Below are 17379 nucleotides of genomic sequence, written 5' to 3' on the forward strand. Positions count from 1 at the left end.
GGCCGGTTATTCTGACCGTCGCTCTGTCCCTGGGTACTCAGCCTCCCCCATGAGGCAAAGAAAAGCCGAGGCCGGGATACCGGGCCTCGGCTTTTTTCGTTTCAGAGGACGAGACGAACTCAGTCCTCGTTGGCGCCCAGCTGGGCCAGCACCTTGCCCCGGCCACGGGCACGCAGATACAGCGGCAGCAGGACGGCGGTCGCCGCAAGCAGCAGCAACACGATCGCGATCGGCGAATGCACCAGGATCGTCGGGTCGCCCTGGCTGATGGCCAGCGCGCGGCGAAGCTGCTGCTCCGCCATCGGCCCAAGGATCAGACCGACAACGACGGGCGCGATAGGATAGCCGAAGCGGCGCAGACCATAGCCGAGCAGACCGAAGGCCAGGAGCATGCCAAGTTCGAAGGTCGAGGGGTTGGCGCCAATGGTGCCGAGCGTCGCAAACAGCAGGATGCCCGAATAAAGCCAAGGCAGTGGGATGGTCAGCAGCCTGACCCAGACGCCGACCAGCGGCAAGTTGAGCACCAGGAGCATCAGGTTGGCGACCAGCAGCGAGGCGATCAGGCCCCAGACGAGCTGCGGGTTGGTCGCAAACAGTAACGGTCCCGGTTGCAGGCCGAATTGCTGGAAACCGGCGAGCATGATGGCAGCGGTCGCCGTCGTCGGCAGGCCGAGCGTCAACAGCGGCACCAGCGTGCCGGCCGCGGAAGCATTGTTGGCCGCCTCGGGGCCCGCGACGCCTTCGATGGCGCCATGGCCGAACTCTTCCGGCTTCTTGGCCAGGTTCTTTTCCACCGAATAGGACAGGAAGGTGCCGATTTCGGCGCCGCCGGCCGGCATGGCGCCGATCGGGAAGCCGATTGCGGTGCCGCGCAGCCATGGCTTCCATGACCGGCTCCAGTCCTCGCGCGTCATCCACACCGAACCCTTGATCGCCTGGATGGTCGAATCGCCGCCCTTGCTGGCAGCGACGCTGAGCGCTTCACCGACGGCGAACAGCGCGACCGCAAGCGTCGTCACCTCGATGCCGTCGAGCAGGTCGGGAATGCCGAAAGCCAGGCGCGCCTGGCCGGTCTGCAGGTCGATACCGATGAGACCAAGGCCGAGGCCGATGAACAGCGCCGTCAGTCCGCGCAACGTCGAATCGCCGAAGGCGGCGGAGACGGTCATGAAGGCCAGGATCATCAGCGCAAAATATTCGGCCGGGCCAAAGGACAGCGCCATCTTGACGACCGTCGGCGCGACAAAGGCGAGACCGACCGTAGCGATCAGTCCGGCAACGAACGAGCCGATGGCGGCCGTTGCCAGTGCCGGGCCGCCTCGCCCGGCACGCGCCATCTTGTTGCCTTCGAGCGCGGTGACGATCGAGGCACTTTCGCCAGGCGTGTTGAGCAGGATCGACGTCGTCGAGCCGCCATACATGCCGCCGTAGTAGATGCCGGCGAACATGATCAGCGAGCCCGCGGGATCAAGCTTGTAGGTGACCGGCAAAAGCAGGGCGACGGTCAGTGCCGGGCCGATGCCGGGAAGAACGCCGACAGCTGTGCCGAGCGTCACGCCGATCAGCGCATAAAGCATGTTCATCGGCTCGAGTGCCGTGAGCAGTCCCTGCGCGAGCAGACCGAAGGTATCCATTTAGAGCCGAGCTCCCTTGATAATCGCTCAGAACAACAGATGTTCGAGCGGGCCGGCGGGCAGCGAGAGCTGCAGTCCCTTGGCGAAAATGATCCAGACGACGAATGAAAGCACGATGCCGATCGGGATCGTCTTCCACAGCGGTCCGCGGCCAAAAGCGCTTGCCGTTGCGGCAAAGAGCAATCCGGTGGCGATCGAGAAGCCAGCTGTCTTGAGCAGCAGCATCTGGGCGGCAAGACCGCCGACGATCCAAAGGATCGGGCTGATCTCCTGCTTTTCGCGCTCGGGGAAGTCGCCACGCCAGGCTTCGAAGAACGTCCAGATTGACAGGCCGAAAAAGGCCACAGCAATTACATAGGGAAACGTTGTCGGGCCGACGCGGGCATAGTTGGCGCCGGCGCCATGGCTGGCTGTGCTCCAGGCAATGACCAGAGACACCACCATCAGCAGGGCGGCGATGACAAGCGCCGCCCGATCGGGGCGGCGCCTTTCTTGTTGCTGGTTGTCCAGGCTCATTTCACCAGGCCGATGTCTTTCAGGATGGCGGACGTCGCCTCGGTGTCCTTCTTCAGCTGGGCTGCGAAGTCGTCGCCGGCGAGATAGGTATTGGCCCAACCCTTGTCGGCGAGGATCTTGGTCCACGAGGCCGAGGTCACCATCTTTTCGACGTCGGCGAGGACGGCCGCCTTCTGCTCGGCCGAGATGCCGGGAGCAGCAGCGACCATGCGCCAATTCTGGATCGAGACGTCAACGCCGCCTTCCTTGAAGGTCGGGGCATCGATGCCTTCGACCTTGGCATCCGACGAGATGCCGATGATGCGCAGCGTGCCGGCCTTGATCTGCTCGGCAAATTCGCCGTAGCCGGATATGCCGACCGTCACCTGGCCGCCGAGGATGGCAGCGAGAGCCTCGCCACCGCCGGAATAGGCGATGTAGTTGACCTTGGTCGGGTCGACGCCGGCAGCCTTGGCGATCAGGCCGGCCGTGATGTGGTCGGTGCCGCCGGCCGAGCCGCCGCCCCAGGAAACCGAACCCGGATCAGCCTTCAGCTTGGCGACGAGGCCAGCCATGTCCTTGATGTCGGAAGCGGCCGGAACCACGAGCGCTTCATATTCGCCGGTCAGGCGTGCGATCGGGGTGACCTGGTCGAGCGTGACGGGCGAGGCGTTGGTCAGGATGGCGCCGACCATGACGTAGCCGCCGACGATCAGCTGTGCCGGGTCGCCATTGGCCTGGTTGACGAACTGGGCGAGACCGATGGTGCCGCCGGCGCCCGGAACGTTGTTGACCTGGACCGAGCTGGAGATCTTCTCGTCCTGGAGCGCCGTCTGCATCGAGCGCGCGGTCTGGTCCCAGCCGCCGCCAGGCGCTGCCGGAGCCATGATCTTGTAGTCGGCCGCGGCGGCCGGCAGGGCAAGCGCGCCCGCGATGATGGATGCCAATACGAACTGCTTCATTGCTGTTCCTCCCTTGCCCGCATGCGCGGGACAGAATGCTTTTTCAGTTTCGGAGCCCGCGCCTGAGGCAACGTCCCGGAACCTGGGGAGAAAGGAACTGGCCGGCTTAGGGGCCTGCCATCACAGCAGCGTTTCCCGGCCCCTCTGCGCGGCGGTGAGAACCGCCGTCGGGTAGCCTTAGCGGAAACGTGTTCGAAGTCCTCCCGAACTTTCCGAGCCTCGCCGCCTCCAACGGATGGGCCAAAACTTCCCTATCGCAGCAACCTGACATCAGACTGACACCGATGCAACAGCTTGGGTACATCCTGTCGTCAGGGACTGCGCAGCGCCTCGTTCCAGCGCTCGATGACGCGGGAACGCTTGACCTGATCGAGATAGACCATCAGGCCTGGACTGACCGGCACCGGGCGCAATTGCCCGCCCAGAACCTCCTGCATCCGGTTGGCGGTGTTCTCGCCGGACACCTCGGGATTGACGGCCGCGATATGCAGCTGCCGCGCCATGACCGTCTGGCCTTCGGCCGACATGAAATATTCGAGATAGCGGCGGCCGAGGTCGGGCGACTTGGCGGCCGCCGGCACCAGGCCGATGCGCGACATCACCACCGTGTAGTCCTTGGGCAGGACGATGCCGACATCCTGGTTGCGCGCCGCCCAGTCGGCGGCATAGGAGCCGAGGATGTTGTAGCCGAGCACGAAGCGGCCGTCGGCGATCCGCTCAAGGATGGCACTGCTCGTCGAATAGAGCTTGACGCCCACCGCCCCCATGGCCCGGATCACCGACCAGATGTCGGGATACTGTTCCTGATCACGAGCCATGAACATGAAGCCGACGCCGGAGCGCTCGATGTCGTAGGTGGCGATGCGGCCATAGACCCTGTCGCCCTGAGACTTGAGATAGTCGACGAACTGGCCACGCGTCGCCGGCGGGTCGACGTCCTTGAAGCTCGGTTTGTGGTAGACGAACACCGCCGGCTCGTAGGTCAAGGCATAGGCGGTGTCGCGCCAATTGGCCCAGCGCGGCCAACGATCGGACAAAGGCAGCCGGCTTTCCTGGGCGTAACCGTCATTGGCGAGCTTGACCTGCAGGTCCATCGCCGAGGAAAAGGCGATGTCGGCAGTGCCCTTGCCGGTGTCGGTCTCGGCCAGGACACGGTCGTAAATGTCGACCGTTTGCAGTTCCTCGTAACGAACGGCGACGCCGGGATTGGCCTTCTGGAAGCCGGCAATCATCGGATTGTTCAGCGGCGCATCAAGCGAGGAATAGACGACGAGCGTGCGGGCGTCCGACGCACCGTTGAGAGCTGGAAAAACGGTGACTTCCGCTTGCACGGGCGCAGAAAGGCAGACAAGGGCGGTGAGAATGGCTAGGCGCATGATCGCCGGACCATGCCTCAGCGCGCCGGACGACACAACGGGCGGATGCGTCGAACGGCCTCTGGACCTTTGCCCGGCGAATGGGCATCGTTCGGATGGGGCGGGCAAGGAGAACAGGGTTGCGCATTCTGGTGGTCGAGGACAACGCGACGCTGGCCGGGGGGCTGGCGGCGGTGCTCAAGGGCAGCGGCTATGCCGTCGACGTGGTCGGCGACGGCGCGTCCGCTGTCGCGGTGCTCGCCACCGAACGTTTCGATCTCGTCATCCTCGACCTCAATTTGCCAGAGATGGACGGGATCGACGTGCTGCGCACCATGCGCGGGCGCCAGCACGACGCCGCCGTGCTGATCCTGTCGGCCAGGCATTCGCTCGACGAGCGGGTCAAGGGCCTCGACCTCGGCGCCGACGATTACATGGTCAAGCCCTTCGACGTCGGCGAGCTGGAGGCGCGTGTCCGCACGCTGCTGCGCCGCCACGCCGGGTTGAAGGCCGCCACAGTCAGCTTCGGCGAGGTCCAGCTCGACCTCAACACACGCAGCTTCTCCTCGAACGGGGCGGCCATCGACATCCCGGCGCGGGAACTGGCACTGCTCGAAACTTTGTTCATGCGCGCCGGCAAGGTCGTCGCCAAGCAGGCGATCATCGAATCGCTGGCCGGTTTCGACGAGGACCTCAGCGCCAACGCCATCGAGCAATATGTCAGCCGCCTGCGCAAGCGGCTGGCGCCCTATGGCCTGACAGTCAGGACCGCGCGCGGCATCGGCTATTATCTCGAAAAGATCCAAAACCCCTGATGGCGCAGACGCGGCCCTATTCGCTCCGCCGACGGCTGTTGCTGTGGCTCCTTGTGCCGCTGGTCACCCTCGGCCTGATTGCGCTGGCCGACACCTACAACGAAGCTGTGGAAACGGCCAACGCCGTCTCCGACCGCGTGCTCGCCGGCTCGGCACTTGCCATCGCCGAGCGCGTCGTGGTGGCCGAGGACGGGGCGCTGGAGGTCGACATCCCCTATGTCGCGCTCGAAATGCTGACCTCGGCGGCTCAGGACCGCGTCTTCTACCGCGTCGACGGCCCCGACGGCTTCATCACCGGCTACCAGACGCTGCCCGTCATCAACGGGCTGGAGCTCGAAGAGAGCGGGTATGAAGATGCCAGCTTCCGCGGTGAGCCGATCCGGCTCACTTCACTGTCCCGCGCCGCCTCGACGGGTGCGACTTCGATCCCGTTCGTCGTCACCATTGCCGAAACGACGATCGCCCGCACCCAGCTGGCGCAGACAATCCTGCTGCGCTCGGCGCTGAGACTCGCCATCCTGATCGGCAGTGCGGCGGCGATCGTCTGGTTCGCCGTCACCTTCTCGCTCAGGCCGCTCTACCGGCTGCGCGACGCCATTGCCGAGCGCAATCCCGACGACCTGCACCCGATCGAGCAGTCGGTGCCGAGGGAGGTGCGCGGGCTCGTCGACACGGTCAATTCCTTCATGGGCCGGCTCGGCTCGGCGCTCGGTGCGATGCGGCATTTCACCGGAAATGCCAGCCACCAGCTGCGCACGCCGCTGACCATTATCCGGACCCAGCTGGCGCTCGCCTCGCGCGCTCATTCGCTGGAAGAGGCGCGGCTGGCGGCCCGGATGGGCGACGAGGCGGTAGCCCATGCCGAGCGCGTCATCGCCCAGCTGCTGTTGCTCGCCAAGGTCGACGAAGCGGCATCCGACCGGCTGAAGAACCTTGGCACGGTCAACCTGACCGAGCTTGCCCAGCAGCTCACCGCCGACCGCGTCACCCAGGCGCATGCCGCCGGCATCGACCTTGGTTTCGAGGGCGAAGAGCTGCTGTTCGTGCACGGCGAGCCGATGCTGCTCGGCGAAATGATCCGCAACCTGATCGAGAACGTGCTTGCCTATGCCGGCAACGACGCCGAGGCGACGGTCAAGGTGCTCGACGGCGGCACCGAGGTGGTGCTGGAGGTCGAGGACACCGGTCCGGGGATCGCGCCCGCCGATCTTGAAGGCGTGCGCCAGCGCTTCGTCCGCGGGCGAGCCGGCGACAAGCCCGGCGCCGGTCTCGGCCTGCCGATCGTCGAGGAAATCGCCTCGCTGTTCGGCGGCCGGCTGGAGTTGTTGGCCGGGGCCGATGGCCGTGGGCTCAGGGTCAGGGTGGCGTTCGGGAAGGCCCCCGACGCCTAGCAGCCCGAACAGGAGCGCTCGTCATCCCGGAAAACTTAGCGAAGCGCAGGTTGTCCGGGACCATTGATGAGCACGGCCGGGATCTGGCTTGCGGTTGCATCCATGGAGGCCAACGAAGCAAGGACCTGGCCGCCCATCACGATGATCCAGTCAATGGGTCCCGGCTCTCGCTCCGCTCGGCCGGGATGACGTCGCCGCGCTTCATCCAACACCCCTCATCCGTCCATTGGGGGCATCTTCTCCCACAAGGGGAGAACGGATCGCGCCTACGTCCTGACGAAGGTCAGATAGGCCGGAGTGCGGTTCTCGCGGATGGCCTTGGCTTCGTAGCGGGTGCGGGTCCAGCCTTCGTAGGGGGTGTGCCAGTCCTTGGCATCAGCGGCCTGCCAGTCGAAGGCAGGGTGGGCGCGGCAGTGCTGCAGGGTCCAGTTGACATAGGTGTCGATGTCCGAGGCGAAGCGGAACTTCGCGCCGCTTTTCAGCACGCGGGCGAAGCGGTCGAGATTGACCGGGCTGACGAAACGGCGCTTCCAGTGCTTTCTCTTGCGCCACGGGTCGGGATACAGCAGGTCGATGCCGTCGACCGAGGCCTCCGGCAGCCAGTCGAGCAATTGGGTAGCGTCCTCGTCGTAGAGCCGGATGTTGGCGAGCGGCTTTTCATGCAGCGCCGCAGCCATCTTGGCCATGCCGTTGACGAAGGGCTCAATGCCGATGAAGCCGTCATCGGCATTGTTCGCAGCGATATGGCGAAGATGTTCGCCGCCGCCGAAACCGATCTCGAGCCTGACCTTCGAAACCTCGGCTTCGAACATGGTGCGAAGATCGGCGGGAGCGGCCACGCCCAGGTCGATGCCGAGGCGTGCCAATCCTTGCTCAAGCGCCTCCGCCTGATAGGGGCGGATGGGCTTGCCGCGCCGACGCCCGAAGAAGGCTTCCGTCGAGCGGCTGCGGCGCGGTTCCTGTTCCATTGGTGGTCCTACGGTCGCCTCAGGCGGCGACCGCTTCCTTGCCGGCAACGGCGTCCTTGAGTGCCTTCACCAGATCGGTCTTCTCCCAGGAGAAGGAACCGTCGCGACCGGCCTTGCGGCCGAAATGGCCGTAGGACGAAGTCTTGGCATAGATCGGCTTGTTGAGGTCGAGGTGACGGCGGATGCCCGACGGCGACAGGTCCATGACCTGGCGCAGCGCATCTTCCAGCACCGCCTCGTCGACCTTGCCGGTGCCGTGCAGGTCGACATAGACCGACAGCGGCTGGGCGACGCCGATGGCGTAGGACAGCTGGATGGTGCAACGGTCGGCAAGCTTGGCCGCAACGACGTTCTTGGCGAGGTAGCGCGCGGCATAGGCTGCGGAGCGGTCGACCTTGGTGGTGTCCTTGCCGGAGAACGCACCGCCGCCATGCGGGGCAGCGCCGCCGTAAGTGTCGACGATGATCTTGCGGCCGGTGAGGCCGGCGTCGCCGTCAGGACCGCCGATGACGAACTTGCCGGTCGGGTTGATGTACCAGTTGCAGTCGTTGGCGATCTCGAGGTCGCCAAGGGCTTCGCGGATGTAGGGCTCGACGACCTTGCGGACCTTGCCCGAATCCCAGCTGCCGTCGAGGTGCTGGGTCGAAAGCACGATCTGAGTGACTTCATGGGCCTTGCCGTCCTGGTAGCGCACGGTGACCTGGCTCTTGGCATCCGGACCGAGCTTGCCGACATCGCCCTGGCCCTCGTGGCGGGCCGAAGCCAGCAGTTCGAGAATCTTGTGGCTGTAATAGATCGGCGCCGGCATCAGGTCGGGCGTTTCGCGGCAGGCATAACCGAACATGATGCCCTGGTCGCCGGCACCCTCTTCGCCCTGGCGGTCGGCGGCGCTGTCGACGCCCTGGCCGATGTCGGGCGACTGGCCGTGCAGCAGCACGTCGATGCGGGCGGTCTTCCAGTGGAAGCCGGCCTGCTCGTAGCCGATGGCGCGGATGGCCTTGCGGGCCACCGACTTGAACTTGGACGGATTGACGACCGGATGACCGGCGGCGTCCTTCACGACCTGGCCGTTCTTGTCTTTCTTCAGCAGCGTGTCCGGCACGCGAACTTCGCCGGCGATCACGACGCGGTTGGTGGTTGCCAGGGTTTCACAGGCAACGCGGACCTTCCACGGATCCATGCCGGTCTTTTTGGCTTCACGATAGACGAGATCGACGATCTCATCGGAAATGCGGTCGCACACCTTGTCGGGGTGACCTTCGGATACGGACTCGGAGGTGAAAAGATAATTCTGCCGCTGCACGGGATGTCCCCTCTAGAAAGCGATCGGCGCGATGCCGATCATTTGGCGCGACACGTGTTAGCGAAGCCTGCCAGACCTCGTCAAGCAGGCTTCATCGCGGAAGCGCTGTTAATGCAAGGGAGTTGCGACGGCGCATCGCCGTCGCACTCGCGCATCGGCCCGAAGATCAGAAGCGATTTTCGGGCAGTCGGGGCGCGGCTCGCGCATCCGGCGGGACGCGCAACGCTGCGCTGCTACTGGTCTTCGTCGTCGGCCAGGACCTTAGCCAACTCGATAACCTTGCGCCGAACCTTGGGGTTGGAAATCCGGGCAAAAGCGCGGTTGAGCTGGAGGCCTTCGGCGCTCGAGAGAAAATCGACCACAAAAGACGTGGACGAATCTTCCGACAGCCCCTTGTGCTCGCCGCCCTCGGCGCCGGGGGCATCCTCGAAGAAGAAAGCAACCGGAACGCTCAGGATGGAAGCGATGGCCTGAAGGCGACTCGCTCCGACACGATTTGTTCCTTTTTCATATTTCTGGATTTGCTGAAAAGTTATGCCGAGGCTCTCTCCAAGTTTCTCCTGGCTCATTCCAAGCATATTGCGTCGCAGGCGAATGCGTCCGCCGACGTAGACGTCGGTCGGATTTGGCTTTTTCTTGTTCTCTTTTTCCACTGTCTTTCCTCGCCGGATTTTTCCAGCTTATTATTTGGGCAGGCACCCCATTCAGGGCAGTTTATTGCGTCCGGGTGCAGACGTTGATTGGCACAGCTTCTGGCTGCGCGGCGACATATGAGTTTCTAACAAGCGCAGTGTCAATTCGCCCTGAGCCTCTGTCTGAGCTTCAAGCCACTTGCCGCTACGGCAATCAACAACATGATCAGGAAAGCGTTAACGCGCGAAAACGGCGGCGAGGCAGCGCCAATGGCGGCCACCGGAAGCGAGACATCGATGGTGCCGCGAACATTCATCGCAAGTGCATCCACAACTCGCCCGCTCGGGTCGACAATGCCGGAAATTCCTGTGTTGGCCGCGCGCAGGACCGGCAACCCGTTTTCGACCGCGCGGACCTGCGACTGCCGGAAATGCTGGTAGGGGCCCGGAGCGTCGCCAAACCACGCGTCGTTGGTCACGTTTACAATAATCCCAGTTGACGCTGCGTCAACTGCAACCATGCGGGGAAAGATAATTTCATAACAAATGAAGGCTGATGCCTTGATGCCGCTGGGCAGCTCGAGCGGTCGCCGGTCGGTGCCGGCGGAGAAGTTCATCGGCCCGGCGACGAGCTGCGTCAGCCCGATCCGCTCCATCAGTCCGGCGAAAGGGATGTACTCGCCGAAGGGTACGAGATGGACCTTGTCGATGGCATCGACGATCTCGCCCTTGTCGTTGATGGAGACGACGGAATTGTAATAGCGGGTGTCGGCGCCGGCTACCGATTCGCCTTCGGCGCGCACGGTGCCGGCCATCAAGGTTTGGCCGTCGCCCAGCATGTCGCCGATCGCCACCAGCGCATCCGGCCGTTCGGTGAACAGGAACGGCACCGAGGTTTCGGGCCAGATGATCAGGTCCGGCTTTTTCGCACCCGGCTTGGGCGCCTCGGCCGAGAGCTGCAGCATGCTGGCAAAGATGCGGTCGCGGACGCGGCCATCCCATTTTTCGCTGAGGTCGATGTTGGGCTGAACGACGCGGACATTGAGCGTCCGCCCGGCAGGCTGTCCCGGCCTGGACAGCTTGAAATAGCCATATCCGGCATGGGCCGCGACCAGCACTGCGGCAAGGGCTGTGCCGAGCTTGAGGTTACGCCGGTCGGCGAGCAGCGCCGGCATGGCAAAGACGAAGACCGCCAGCACGTTCATGCCGGTGACGCCTGCAATCGTCACGCTCTGCATGAACAGAGGCACGGGCATGGCCGCGAAGCCGAGCGGATTCCACGGAAAACCGGTAAACAGGAAGGTTCGCAGCCACTCGATCAGGCCGAAGGCGAAGGCAAGCGCTGCAATGCGGCCAATGCCGTCGCTCCACAACAGCCGCGCCAGCGCGGCAGCGAAGCCGTAGAAAAAAGCCAGGATCAGAGGGATGCCGACGACGGCGAAAGGCAGCGCCCAGGCAAAACTCTCGGCTTCGACCAGCAATGCGCCGCCGACCCACCACAGGCCGGCGAGGAAATAGCCGAAGCCGAACCACCAGCCGGTGGAAAAGGCCGGCATGAGGCGGCGGATGAAACCCGCCGGCCTGTCGGCGACGGCGCCGTCGAGCAGCCAGACCAGGATCGGGAACGAGACGAAGCAGGCGGCGAAGAAATCGTAAGGCGCTTGACCGAGGACGGCAAAGGCGCCGGCCACAAAGGCGACAAGCGCCCTTTTCCATCCCCACAGCAGAATTATCCGCCCAGCATGACGCTCCATCCGTGCCCTCGTCGCAGAATCACGGATCGAAGGTGTAGCAGCACCGCAGGGCGGCACCAAATGGCGGACCGCCCGGCGGGAACAGGCTCACGCCTGTTCAGCCTTGGCGCGACGGCGGCGCTCGCTCTTGACGCTGTGGACGATGCGGACGCGCTTGACGCGGCGTGGATCGGCGTCGAGCACATGGAACTCGAAGCCTGGGATCGCCTGCACCACTTCACCGCGCGCCGGCACGCGGCCGAGGGCGTTGAAGATCATGCCGCCAATGGTGTCGACATATTCGCTGTGTTCGCCGGGCGAGAACTCCTCGCCGAGAACCTTGGCGACTTCCTCGATCTCGGCCTTGCCGTCGACGACATAAACGCCATCGCCGGCTTGGGTGATCATTGGCTCGTCGTCGTCATGCTCGTCCTCGATGTCGCCGACGACCATCTCGACGATGTCCTCGAGCGAGACGAGACCATCGGTGCCGCCATACTCGTCGATGACCAGCGCCATCTGGGTGCGCGTCGCCTGCATGCGGCTCATCAGGTCGGAGGCCAGCATCGACGGCGGCACGAACAGCACCGTGCGGATCAGGTCGAGGTCGCCGATCGTGCGCTTGAGGTCGACCTGGGCGAGATCCAGTTGCATGTCGGCGGCTTGCGTCTTGCGCGCCCTGCCCTTCTTGACACGCGCGCCACGGGTGATGTGAGCCAGCACGTCGCGGATGTGGACCATGCCGCGCGGATCGTCGAGCGTCTCGACATAGACAGGCATGCGCGAATGGCCCGACTGCTCGAACACCGAAAGCAATTCGCCGAGGGTCGTCGACAGCTCGATCGCCTCGACGTCGGCTCGCGGCACCATGACATCCTCGACCCTGACCTCGCGGAGCCGGAGGATGTTGTTGAGCATGGCACGTTCGCCGGGCGAAAACGAATCGACGTCGCTGCCGGTTTCGGCCAGCGCATCGACAATTTCCTCACGGATATTGGTGCCGTTGCTGCGGTGGCGGAAAAACCGGCTCAACCGCTCGATGAATGTTGGCCGCTCGGCCTGGGGGTCGTGCGTCGCTTGTAACGGCGCACTGCTACTAGGTCCGTCCTCGGTCTGGTCGGAGGCCCTTGCCGCGGTTCCCGTGTCGGGCGTGGCGGCAGTCTCTTGCTTGTCGTTCATCGTCGTCCGGTCGTTGTTCGTCCCTGTTACGCGTAGGGATCGGGAATGGCAAGCCTCGCCAGCGCCTGGCGTTCAAGCGCCTCCATTTCCTCGGCCTCCTCGTCGGTCTCGTGATCATACCCCAAAAGGTGCAGGAGTCCGTGGATTATGAGGTGGGTTATGTGGTTTTCGAGTGGCTTGCCTTCAAGCTCGGCCTCGCGCTGCACCGTCTCGTAGGCAAGTACGATGTCGCCGAGCATCGGCGGCAAAGCGTCGCCCGGCGCCATCGGGAAGGCCGGAAAGGACAGCACGTTGGTCGGCTTGTCCTTCTGGCGCCATTCGGCGTTGAGGCTCTGGATGCTGTCGTCGTCGGTGAAAACCAGGCTGAGCTCGACGCCGTCGACGATTTTGACCTCTGCCTCGGCCAAGGCAGCAGGCACCGCGCGGTCGACGATTGCGCGCAGCGTATCTTCGTTCGGCCAACCGCCTTCCTCGATCATCAAGTCAATGTCGAGAGCGCCCGCCGCAACGGCGGACGCCGGTGTTTTCTCGTCAGGCATGACCAAAACTCTTCCCGATCAACCCTCGGTGCCAAGGCCGCGCGCGACCTTGCCGTCGCGGTCATAGGCTCTGACGATCTCGGCGACCAGCGGATGGCGAACGACGTCGGCGTCGTTGAAGCGCACGGTCACAGCACCCGGCACGCCGTCGAGGATGCGCAGCGCCTCGACCAAACCCGACTTGGTGTTGGGCGGCAAGTCGATCTGCGTCGGGTCGCCCGTGATGATCATGCGCGAGCCCTCGCCGAGACGGGTCAGGAACATCTTCATCTGCATCGAGGTGGTGTTCTGCGCCTCGTCGAGGATGACGGCCGAATGGGCCAGCGTGCGGCCACGCATGAAGGCCAGCGGCGCGATCTCGATCACTTCCGCGGCAATGGCGCGCTCGACCTTGTCGGCCGGCATCATGTCGTAGAGCGCGTCATAGAGTGGGCGCAGATAGGGATCGACCTTTTCCTTCATGTCGCCGGGCAGGAAGCCAAGGCGTTCGCCCGCTTCGACCGCCGGACGCGACAGGATGATGCGCTCGACCATGCCGCGCTCGAGCAGCATGGCGGCATGCGCCACCGCCAGATAGGTCTTGCCGGTACCGGCAGGGCCAATGCCAAAGACGAGCTCGGCGCGCTCCAGCGCCCGCATATAGGCGTCCTGGTTGAGCGAGCGGGCATAGATGGTGCGCTTGCGGGTCGAAATCTGGGCGGCGGCCATCTTGCCCTTGCGCTCCAGCGTCGGCAGCGTCAGCTGGTCGTCGGGAGCAACCGCCATGCGCACGGCGCCGTCTACGTCGGATTGCGCCACTTCGCCGCCTTTCTGCAGGATGGCATAGAGATGATCGAGCGCCCGTCGCGCCTGCTCGGCAGCAGTCGCGCTGCCCTTGATGGTCAGCTGGTTGCCGCGCGAGCGGATGTCGACGCCGAGTTTCTGTTCGAGACGGGCCAGGTTCTCGTCGAACTGGCCATAAAGCGCACTGGCTAGCTTGTTGTTGTCGAAGGTCAGTACGATGTGCGCCATGTCAGACGCCCCGGAGGGCAGGTTCTTGAGTTCAGCAGCGCTCAACCGTCTCTCCTCATCTGCCGTACGGCCGATCAGACCGCCTCGGCGAACAGGCTGTTGGTGCCTGTCTTCGTGATTCGCACATCAACAATGTCACCGATTTCGCCGGCCTTTTCATCAACAATAACCGGCTGCAGCCATGGCGACCGTCCGACGATCTGCCCAGGCTGGCGACCCGGCTTTTCGATCAGCGTCGAAATCGTCTGTCCGACCAGCCCGTCGGCGAAGGCGTGTTGCTGCTCGGTGATCAGCTTTTGCAGCCGCTGCAGGCGCTCGTCCTTGACCTTTTCCTCGACATGGCCGTCCATGTCGGCGCCCGGCGTGCCGGGACGCGGCGAATATTTGAACGTGTAGGCCGAGGCGTAATTGGTCTGGCGCACGATCTCCATTGTAGCCTCGAAATCGGCATCCGTCTCGCCGGGAAAACCGACGATGAAATCGCCCGACATGGCGATGTCGGGACGGGCAGCGCGGATTCGATCGATCAGCTTGAGATAATCAACCGCAGTATGCCTGCGGTTCATCGCCTTGAGTATGCGGTCCGAGCCAGACTGAACCGGCAGATGCAGATAGGGCATCAGGGCGCGCAGGTCGCGATGGGCTGAAATCAGCTCGTCGTCCATGTCGCGCGGGTGGCTGGTGGTGTAGCGCAGCCGGGCGATGCCGGGGATTTCCGCGAGCCGGTAAAGCAGGCGGCCAAGCCCCCACTCCTTGCCGTCGGCGCCCTCGCCATGCCAGGCGTTGACGTTTTGCCCAAGCAAGGTGACCTCGCGCACGCCGGCCTCGGCCAGCCTTTCGGCCTCGGTGACGATCTGGGCGACCGAGCGCGACACCTCAGAGCCCCTGGTATAGGGCACCACGCAGAAGGTGCAGAACTTGTCACAGCCTTCCTGGACGGTCAGGAAGGCGGTGACGCCACGGCGGGCGACCTCGGCCTTGCGCGGCTGCGGCAGGTGCTCGAATTTGTCCTCGAGCGCATATTCGGTCTCGACCACCTTCTGGCCGCCACGTGCCTTCTTCACCACCTCGGGCAGGCGGTGATAGGTCTGCGGCCCGACGACGAGATCGACCGCCGAAGCACGGCGGATGATCTCGCGACCCTCGGCCTGGGCGACGCAGCCGGTGACGCCAACGATCATCTCGCGCCCGGCCTCGGCCCGCTCGGCTTTGAGCTGGCGCAGGCGGCCAAGCTCCGAATAGACCTTCTCGGCGGCCTTTTCCCTGATGTGGCAAGTGTTGAGCAACACCAGGTCGGCGTCGTCGATGGTCTCGGTCGCGGCGTAGCCATCGGCAGCGAGCGCATCGCTCATGCGCTGCGAGTCGTAGACATTCATCTGGCAGCCATAGGTCTTGATGAAGACCTTCCTGGCAGCGCCCGTTGCTGCGGCGGCTTTGCCGGCCGGAATGATTTCAGCGATATCGTCGATTTCCATGCGGCGCCTCTTAGCGCCTTTCCGCGGCAAAAAACAGACGGTTTAGGCCGCCAGCCCTGGATGGGGGACGTGGCAGCGCGACCTCCCGCGAGGCAAGACCGCTGAGGCTCACATGCAGCAACTGCCGACGGAACTTGATGTGGCAGGAAAGCAACTATCATCGCCCCTTTGCAACCTGTGAGAAAGCAAACGCTTTCTCTCAACCACGCAGGTATGTACATCTAGATCAGCTTGAGTTCTGGGGGCTTTTCGATGAGACAGATTCTTGCGGCAACTGTGGCGATGCTGGCGATCGTAACCGCAGCTGGTGCTGCCGACAGCGTAGCAACCGAAGCAGGCTCCGCTACGTACAACTGGTCAGGGTTCTATGCCGGTGTGTTGCTCGGTTATGGAACTGGAGACTCTTCCGCGATCAGCGATAACGGCTTCGATGGGTCCGCGCCCGAAGATAGAGCCGACCTCGGCCCCAAGGGTTTTGCCGGGGGAGCCGTAGCCGGCTACAACTGGCAAAGAGATCAGTTGGTCTTTGGTGTGGAAAGCGAGGTTGGCTATCTCGGTGCCAAGGATGACTTCTGGTTTCCAGATGGCGATGACTACTTTGCCCGCAGCGAGTATGGACTGTACGGCAGTCTGGCAGGCCGTCTTGGTTTCGCCATTGACCGGACCCTTATCACTGCCCGGGCCGGTGTAATCGTTGCCGACATCGACTATGGCTATGGCGACATAGACGGCGGCGTGAACGGCGAGCCGGATCCTGACTCCTCGATCTTCGGAGACGGTGCCCGTGCAGGATTCACGATCGGCGCGAGCATCGAGCATGCATTCGCGGGAGATTGGGTCGGGCGCCTGGACTATGCTTACTCGGACTTTGGCTCCCACATCGAAACCGATGGTTTCGATGAAACTTATGACGTGTCCGACAACCTTCACATGATCCGTATAGGCCTCATCAAGAAGTTCTGATCGACAGCAAACAATCAGACCCCCGGCTCCGGTCGGGGTTTTTTGTCTGTTTGCGTTGGCCCGGCCTGCACCTCTCGAAGGGCCACGCCGCCCGTTGACCGGCGGATGCTCAGCGCACCGGCAGCGGCTGACCGAGCGACTGTTGCATCATGTCGCGGACGCGCTCTTCCATCAGCCGCGTCGCTTCCTTGCGGCTCGACCTGGCGGAAAAGTCGATCGGCTCGCCGAAGCGGATCTCGACGTCCAGCCCGCCTTCGGCGAGCAACTGACCGACATGCGGCACCAGGTCCATGTCGCCGATCCAGCTGGCAAGCGGGCGATGCTGGCGGCCAAGCGGAATGCCATGGATGCGGGTATAGGCGATCGACACCGGCTGGATGACGACATGTTCGGCGGCACCTTCGGCGATCGCCATCGAGGCGGCGCCAAACAGCGTGCTCTTGAACGGCAACAGCATGTTGCCATCACCGGTGCTGCCTTCGGCAAACAGCACCATGGCGTTGCCGGCGGCGAGACGCCTGGCGATCTCGCTGGCCTGGTCGCCGGACTTGCGCTTGCGTTCGCGCTCGATGAAGACGGTGCGTTGCAGCCGCGACAGGAAGCCGAAGATCGGCCAGCCGTTCAGTTCCGACTTGGCGATGAAGGTGACGTCGAACCGCGATCCCATAGCCATGATGTCGGTCCAGGAGATGTGGTTGGAGGCGATCATCAGCGGTCGGGTCTTCACCATCTCACCGACGACATGCACGCGCATGCCGAGCGCCCAAAGCATGGCGCGGTGCCAGATCTTCAGGATCACGGTTTCCGGCCACAAGCCGGTCTTCATCGAGATGACCTGCAGCGGCACCAGCACCAGCGAGGCCGCAACCATCCAGAAGAGCGCGAGCCCCGTACGGATCTTTCCGATCATGTAGTGCTCGATGC

At 63.9% G+C, this 17379-nt stretch carries 16 protein-coding genes; 3 read left to right on the top strand and 13 right to left on the bottom strand.

Annotated features, from left to right (window positions below):
• Positions 1-119: 119 nt before the first annotated feature.
• From IG197_RS10890 to IG197_RS10905, 4 genes are all read right to left on the bottom strand, one after another.
• On the bottom strand, positions 120-1634 hold the full coding sequence (locus IG197_RS10890) for a tripartite tricarboxylate transporter permease (protein ID WP_192318695.1): 1515 nt from the start codon (positions 1632-1634) through the stop codon (positions 120-122).
• A gap of 27 nt (positions 1635-1661) precedes the next feature.
• Positions 1662-2150 (bottom strand): tripartite tricarboxylate transporter TctB family protein, encoded by a 489-nt coding sequence (locus IG197_RS10895; protein WP_192318697.1) that lies wholly within the window; start codon positions 2148-2150, stop codon positions 1662-1664.
• Positions 2147-3091: a tripartite tricarboxylate transporter substrate binding protein gene (locus IG197_RS10900; RefSeq protein ID WP_154385947.1), complete on the bottom strand. Its 945-nt coding sequence runs from the start codon at positions 3089-3091 to the stop codon at positions 2147-2149. The genes IG197_RS10895 and IG197_RS10900 overlap by 4 nt, the downstream gene beginning before the upstream one ends.
• A 311-nt stretch (positions 3092-3402) precedes the next feature.
• Positions 3403-4467 (bottom strand): ABC transporter substrate-binding protein, encoded by a 1065-nt coding sequence (locus tag IG197_RS10905; protein WP_192318698.1) that lies wholly within the window; start codon positions 4465-4467, stop codon positions 3403-3405.
• A gap of 119 nt (positions 4468-4586) precedes the next feature.
• On the opposite strand from IG197_RS10905, the gene IG197_RS10910 reads away from it, so the two are divergent.
• Complete coding sequence (locus IG197_RS10910) at positions 4587-5261, top strand: response regulator transcription factor (protein ID WP_192318700.1); 675 nt, start codon at positions 4587-4589, stop codon at positions 5259-5261.
• Positions 5261-6652: a sensor histidine kinase gene (locus IG197_RS10915; protein ID WP_192318702.1), complete on the top strand. Its 1392-nt coding sequence runs from the start codon at positions 5261-5263 to the stop codon at positions 6650-6652. The genes IG197_RS10910 and IG197_RS10915 overlap by 1 nt, the downstream gene beginning before the upstream one ends.
• Positions 6653-6918: 266 nt before the next feature.
• Here the strand turns inward: IG197_RS10915 and IG197_RS10920 are convergent, their stop codons facing one another.
• The 8 genes from IG197_RS10920 to miaB all read right to left on the bottom strand — a co-directional run bounded on the left by IG197_RS10920 (position 6919) and on the right by miaB (position 15492).
• The gene (locus IG197_RS10920) at positions 6919-7620 is read right to left on the bottom strand and encodes a tRNA (guanosine(46)-N(7))-methyltransferase TrmB (protein ID WP_067954456.1); all 702 of its coding nucleotides are present in this window, start codon (positions 7618-7620) and stop codon (positions 6919-6921) included.
• A gap of 19 nt (positions 7621-7639) precedes the next feature.
• Positions 7640-8923, bottom strand: a complete 1284-nt coding sequence (metK, locus tag IG197_RS10925) for a methionine adenosyltransferase (protein ID WP_067954457.1) — start codon at positions 8921-8923, stop codon at positions 7640-7642.
• A 233-nt stretch (positions 8924-9156) separates the two neighbouring features.
• Positions 9157-9576 (bottom strand): helix-turn-helix domain-containing protein, encoded by a 420-nt coding sequence (locus IG197_RS10930; protein ID WP_067954459.1) that lies wholly within the window; start codon positions 9574-9576, stop codon positions 9157-9159.
• 140 nt (positions 9577-9716) lie between these two features.
• A complete protein-coding gene (gene lnt / locus IG197_RS10935; protein WP_192318703.1) occupies positions 9717-11309 on the bottom strand; it encodes an apolipoprotein N-acyltransferase in 1593 nt (530 codons plus the stop codon).
• An 87-nt stretch (positions 11310-11396) separates the two neighbouring features.
• Positions 11397-12467: a hemolysin family protein gene (locus IG197_RS10940; protein ID WP_192318705.1), complete on the bottom strand. Its 1071-nt coding sequence runs from the start codon at positions 12465-12467 to the stop codon at positions 11397-11399.
• A gap of 26 nt (positions 12468-12493) precedes the next feature.
• A complete protein-coding gene (gene ybeY / locus IG197_RS10945) occupies positions 12494-13006 on the bottom strand; it encodes an rRNA maturation RNase YbeY (RefSeq protein ID WP_192318707.1) in 513 nt (170 codons plus the stop codon).
• Positions 13007-13024: 18 nt separating this feature from the next.
• Positions 13025-14017, bottom strand: coding sequence for a PhoH family protein (locus tag IG197_RS10950; protein WP_371746544.1), 993 nt, complete (start codon positions 14015-14017; stop codon positions 13025-13027).
• Positions 14018-14091: 74 nt separating this feature from the next.
• Positions 14092-15492, bottom strand: coding sequence for a tRNA (N6-isopentenyl adenosine(37)-C2)-methylthiotransferase MiaB (miaB, locus tag IG197_RS10955; RefSeq protein ID WP_192318709.1), 1401 nt, complete (start codon positions 15490-15492; stop codon positions 14092-14094).
• A 252-nt stretch (positions 15493-15744) separates the two neighbouring features.
• Here miaB and IG197_RS10960 point away from each other — a divergent pair, with 252 nt between their 5' ends.
• Complete coding sequence (locus IG197_RS10960) at positions 15745-16455, top strand: outer membrane protein (protein WP_192318711.1); 711 nt, start codon at positions 15745-15747, stop codon at positions 16453-16455.
• 109 nt (positions 16456-16564) lie between these two features.
• On the opposite strand, the gene IG197_RS10965 is transcribed toward IG197_RS10960, so the two are convergent.
• Positions 16565-17365 carry a 1-acyl-sn-glycerol-3-phosphate acyltransferase gene (locus IG197_RS10965; protein ID WP_067954470.1) on the bottom strand — a complete coding sequence of 267 codons (801 nt, stop codon included), beginning with the start codon at positions 17363-17365 and terminating at the stop codon, positions 16565-16567.
• Between the last annotated feature and the right edge of the window lie 14 nt (positions 17366-17379).

It is taken from the genome of Aminobacter sp. SR38, assembly GCF_014843375.1.
Taxonomy (GTDB): Bacteria; Pseudomonadota; Alphaproteobacteria; order Rhizobiales; family Rhizobiaceae; genus Aminobacter; species Aminobacter ciceronei.

Bases quoted from the DNA above. Each gene is read 5' to 3' on its own strand.
- lnt (WP_192318703.1), bottom strand. From the start codon at position 11,309: ATGGAGCGTCATGCTGGGCGGATAATTCTGCTGTGGGGATGGAAAAGG.
- IG197_RS10920 (WP_067954456.1), bottom strand. From the start codon at position 7,620: ATGGAACAGGAACCGCGCCGCAGCCGCTCGACGGAAGCCTTCTTCGGG.
- IG197_RS10940 (WP_192318705.1), bottom strand. From the start codon at position 12,467: ATGAACGACAAGCAAGAGACTGCCGCCACGCCCGACACGGGAACCGCG.
- IG197_RS10890 (WP_192318695.1), bottom strand. From the start codon at position 1,634: ATGGATACCTTCGGTCTGCTCGCGCAGGGACTGCTCACGGCACTCGAG.
- ybeY (WP_192318707.1), bottom strand. From the start codon at position 13,006: ATGCCTGACGAGAAAACACCGGCGTCCGCCGTTGCGGCGGGCGCTCTC.
- miaB (WP_192318709.1), bottom strand. From the start codon at position 15,492: ATGGAAATCGACGATATCGCTGAAATCATTCCGGCCGGCAAAGCCGCC.
- IG197_RS10965 (WP_067954470.1), bottom strand. From the start codon at position 17,365: ATGATCGGAAAGATCCGTACGGGGCTCGCGCTCTTCTGGATGGTTGCG.
- IG197_RS10905 (WP_192318698.1), bottom strand. From the start codon at position 4,467: ATGCGCCTAGCCATTCTCACCGCCCTTGTCTGCCTTTCTGCGCCCGTG.
- IG197_RS10895 (WP_192318697.1), bottom strand. From the start codon at position 2,150: ATGAGCCTGGACAACCAGCAACAAGAAAGGCGCCGCCCCGATCGGGCG.
- IG197_RS10900 (WP_154385947.1), bottom strand. From the start codon at position 3,091: ATGAAGCAGTTCGTATTGGCATCCATCATCGCGGGCGCGCTTGCCCTG.
- IG197_RS10915 (WP_192318702.1), top strand. From the start codon at position 5,261: ATGGCGCAGACGCGGCCCTATTCGCTCCGCCGACGGCTGTTGCTGTGG.
- IG197_RS10950 (WP_371746544.1), bottom strand. From the start codon at position 14,017: ATGGCGCACATCGTACTGACCTTCGACAACAACAAGCTAGCCAGTGCG.
- IG197_RS10960 (WP_192318711.1), top strand. From the start codon at position 15,745: ATGAGACAGATTCTTGCGGCAACTGTGGCGATGCTGGCGATCGTAACC.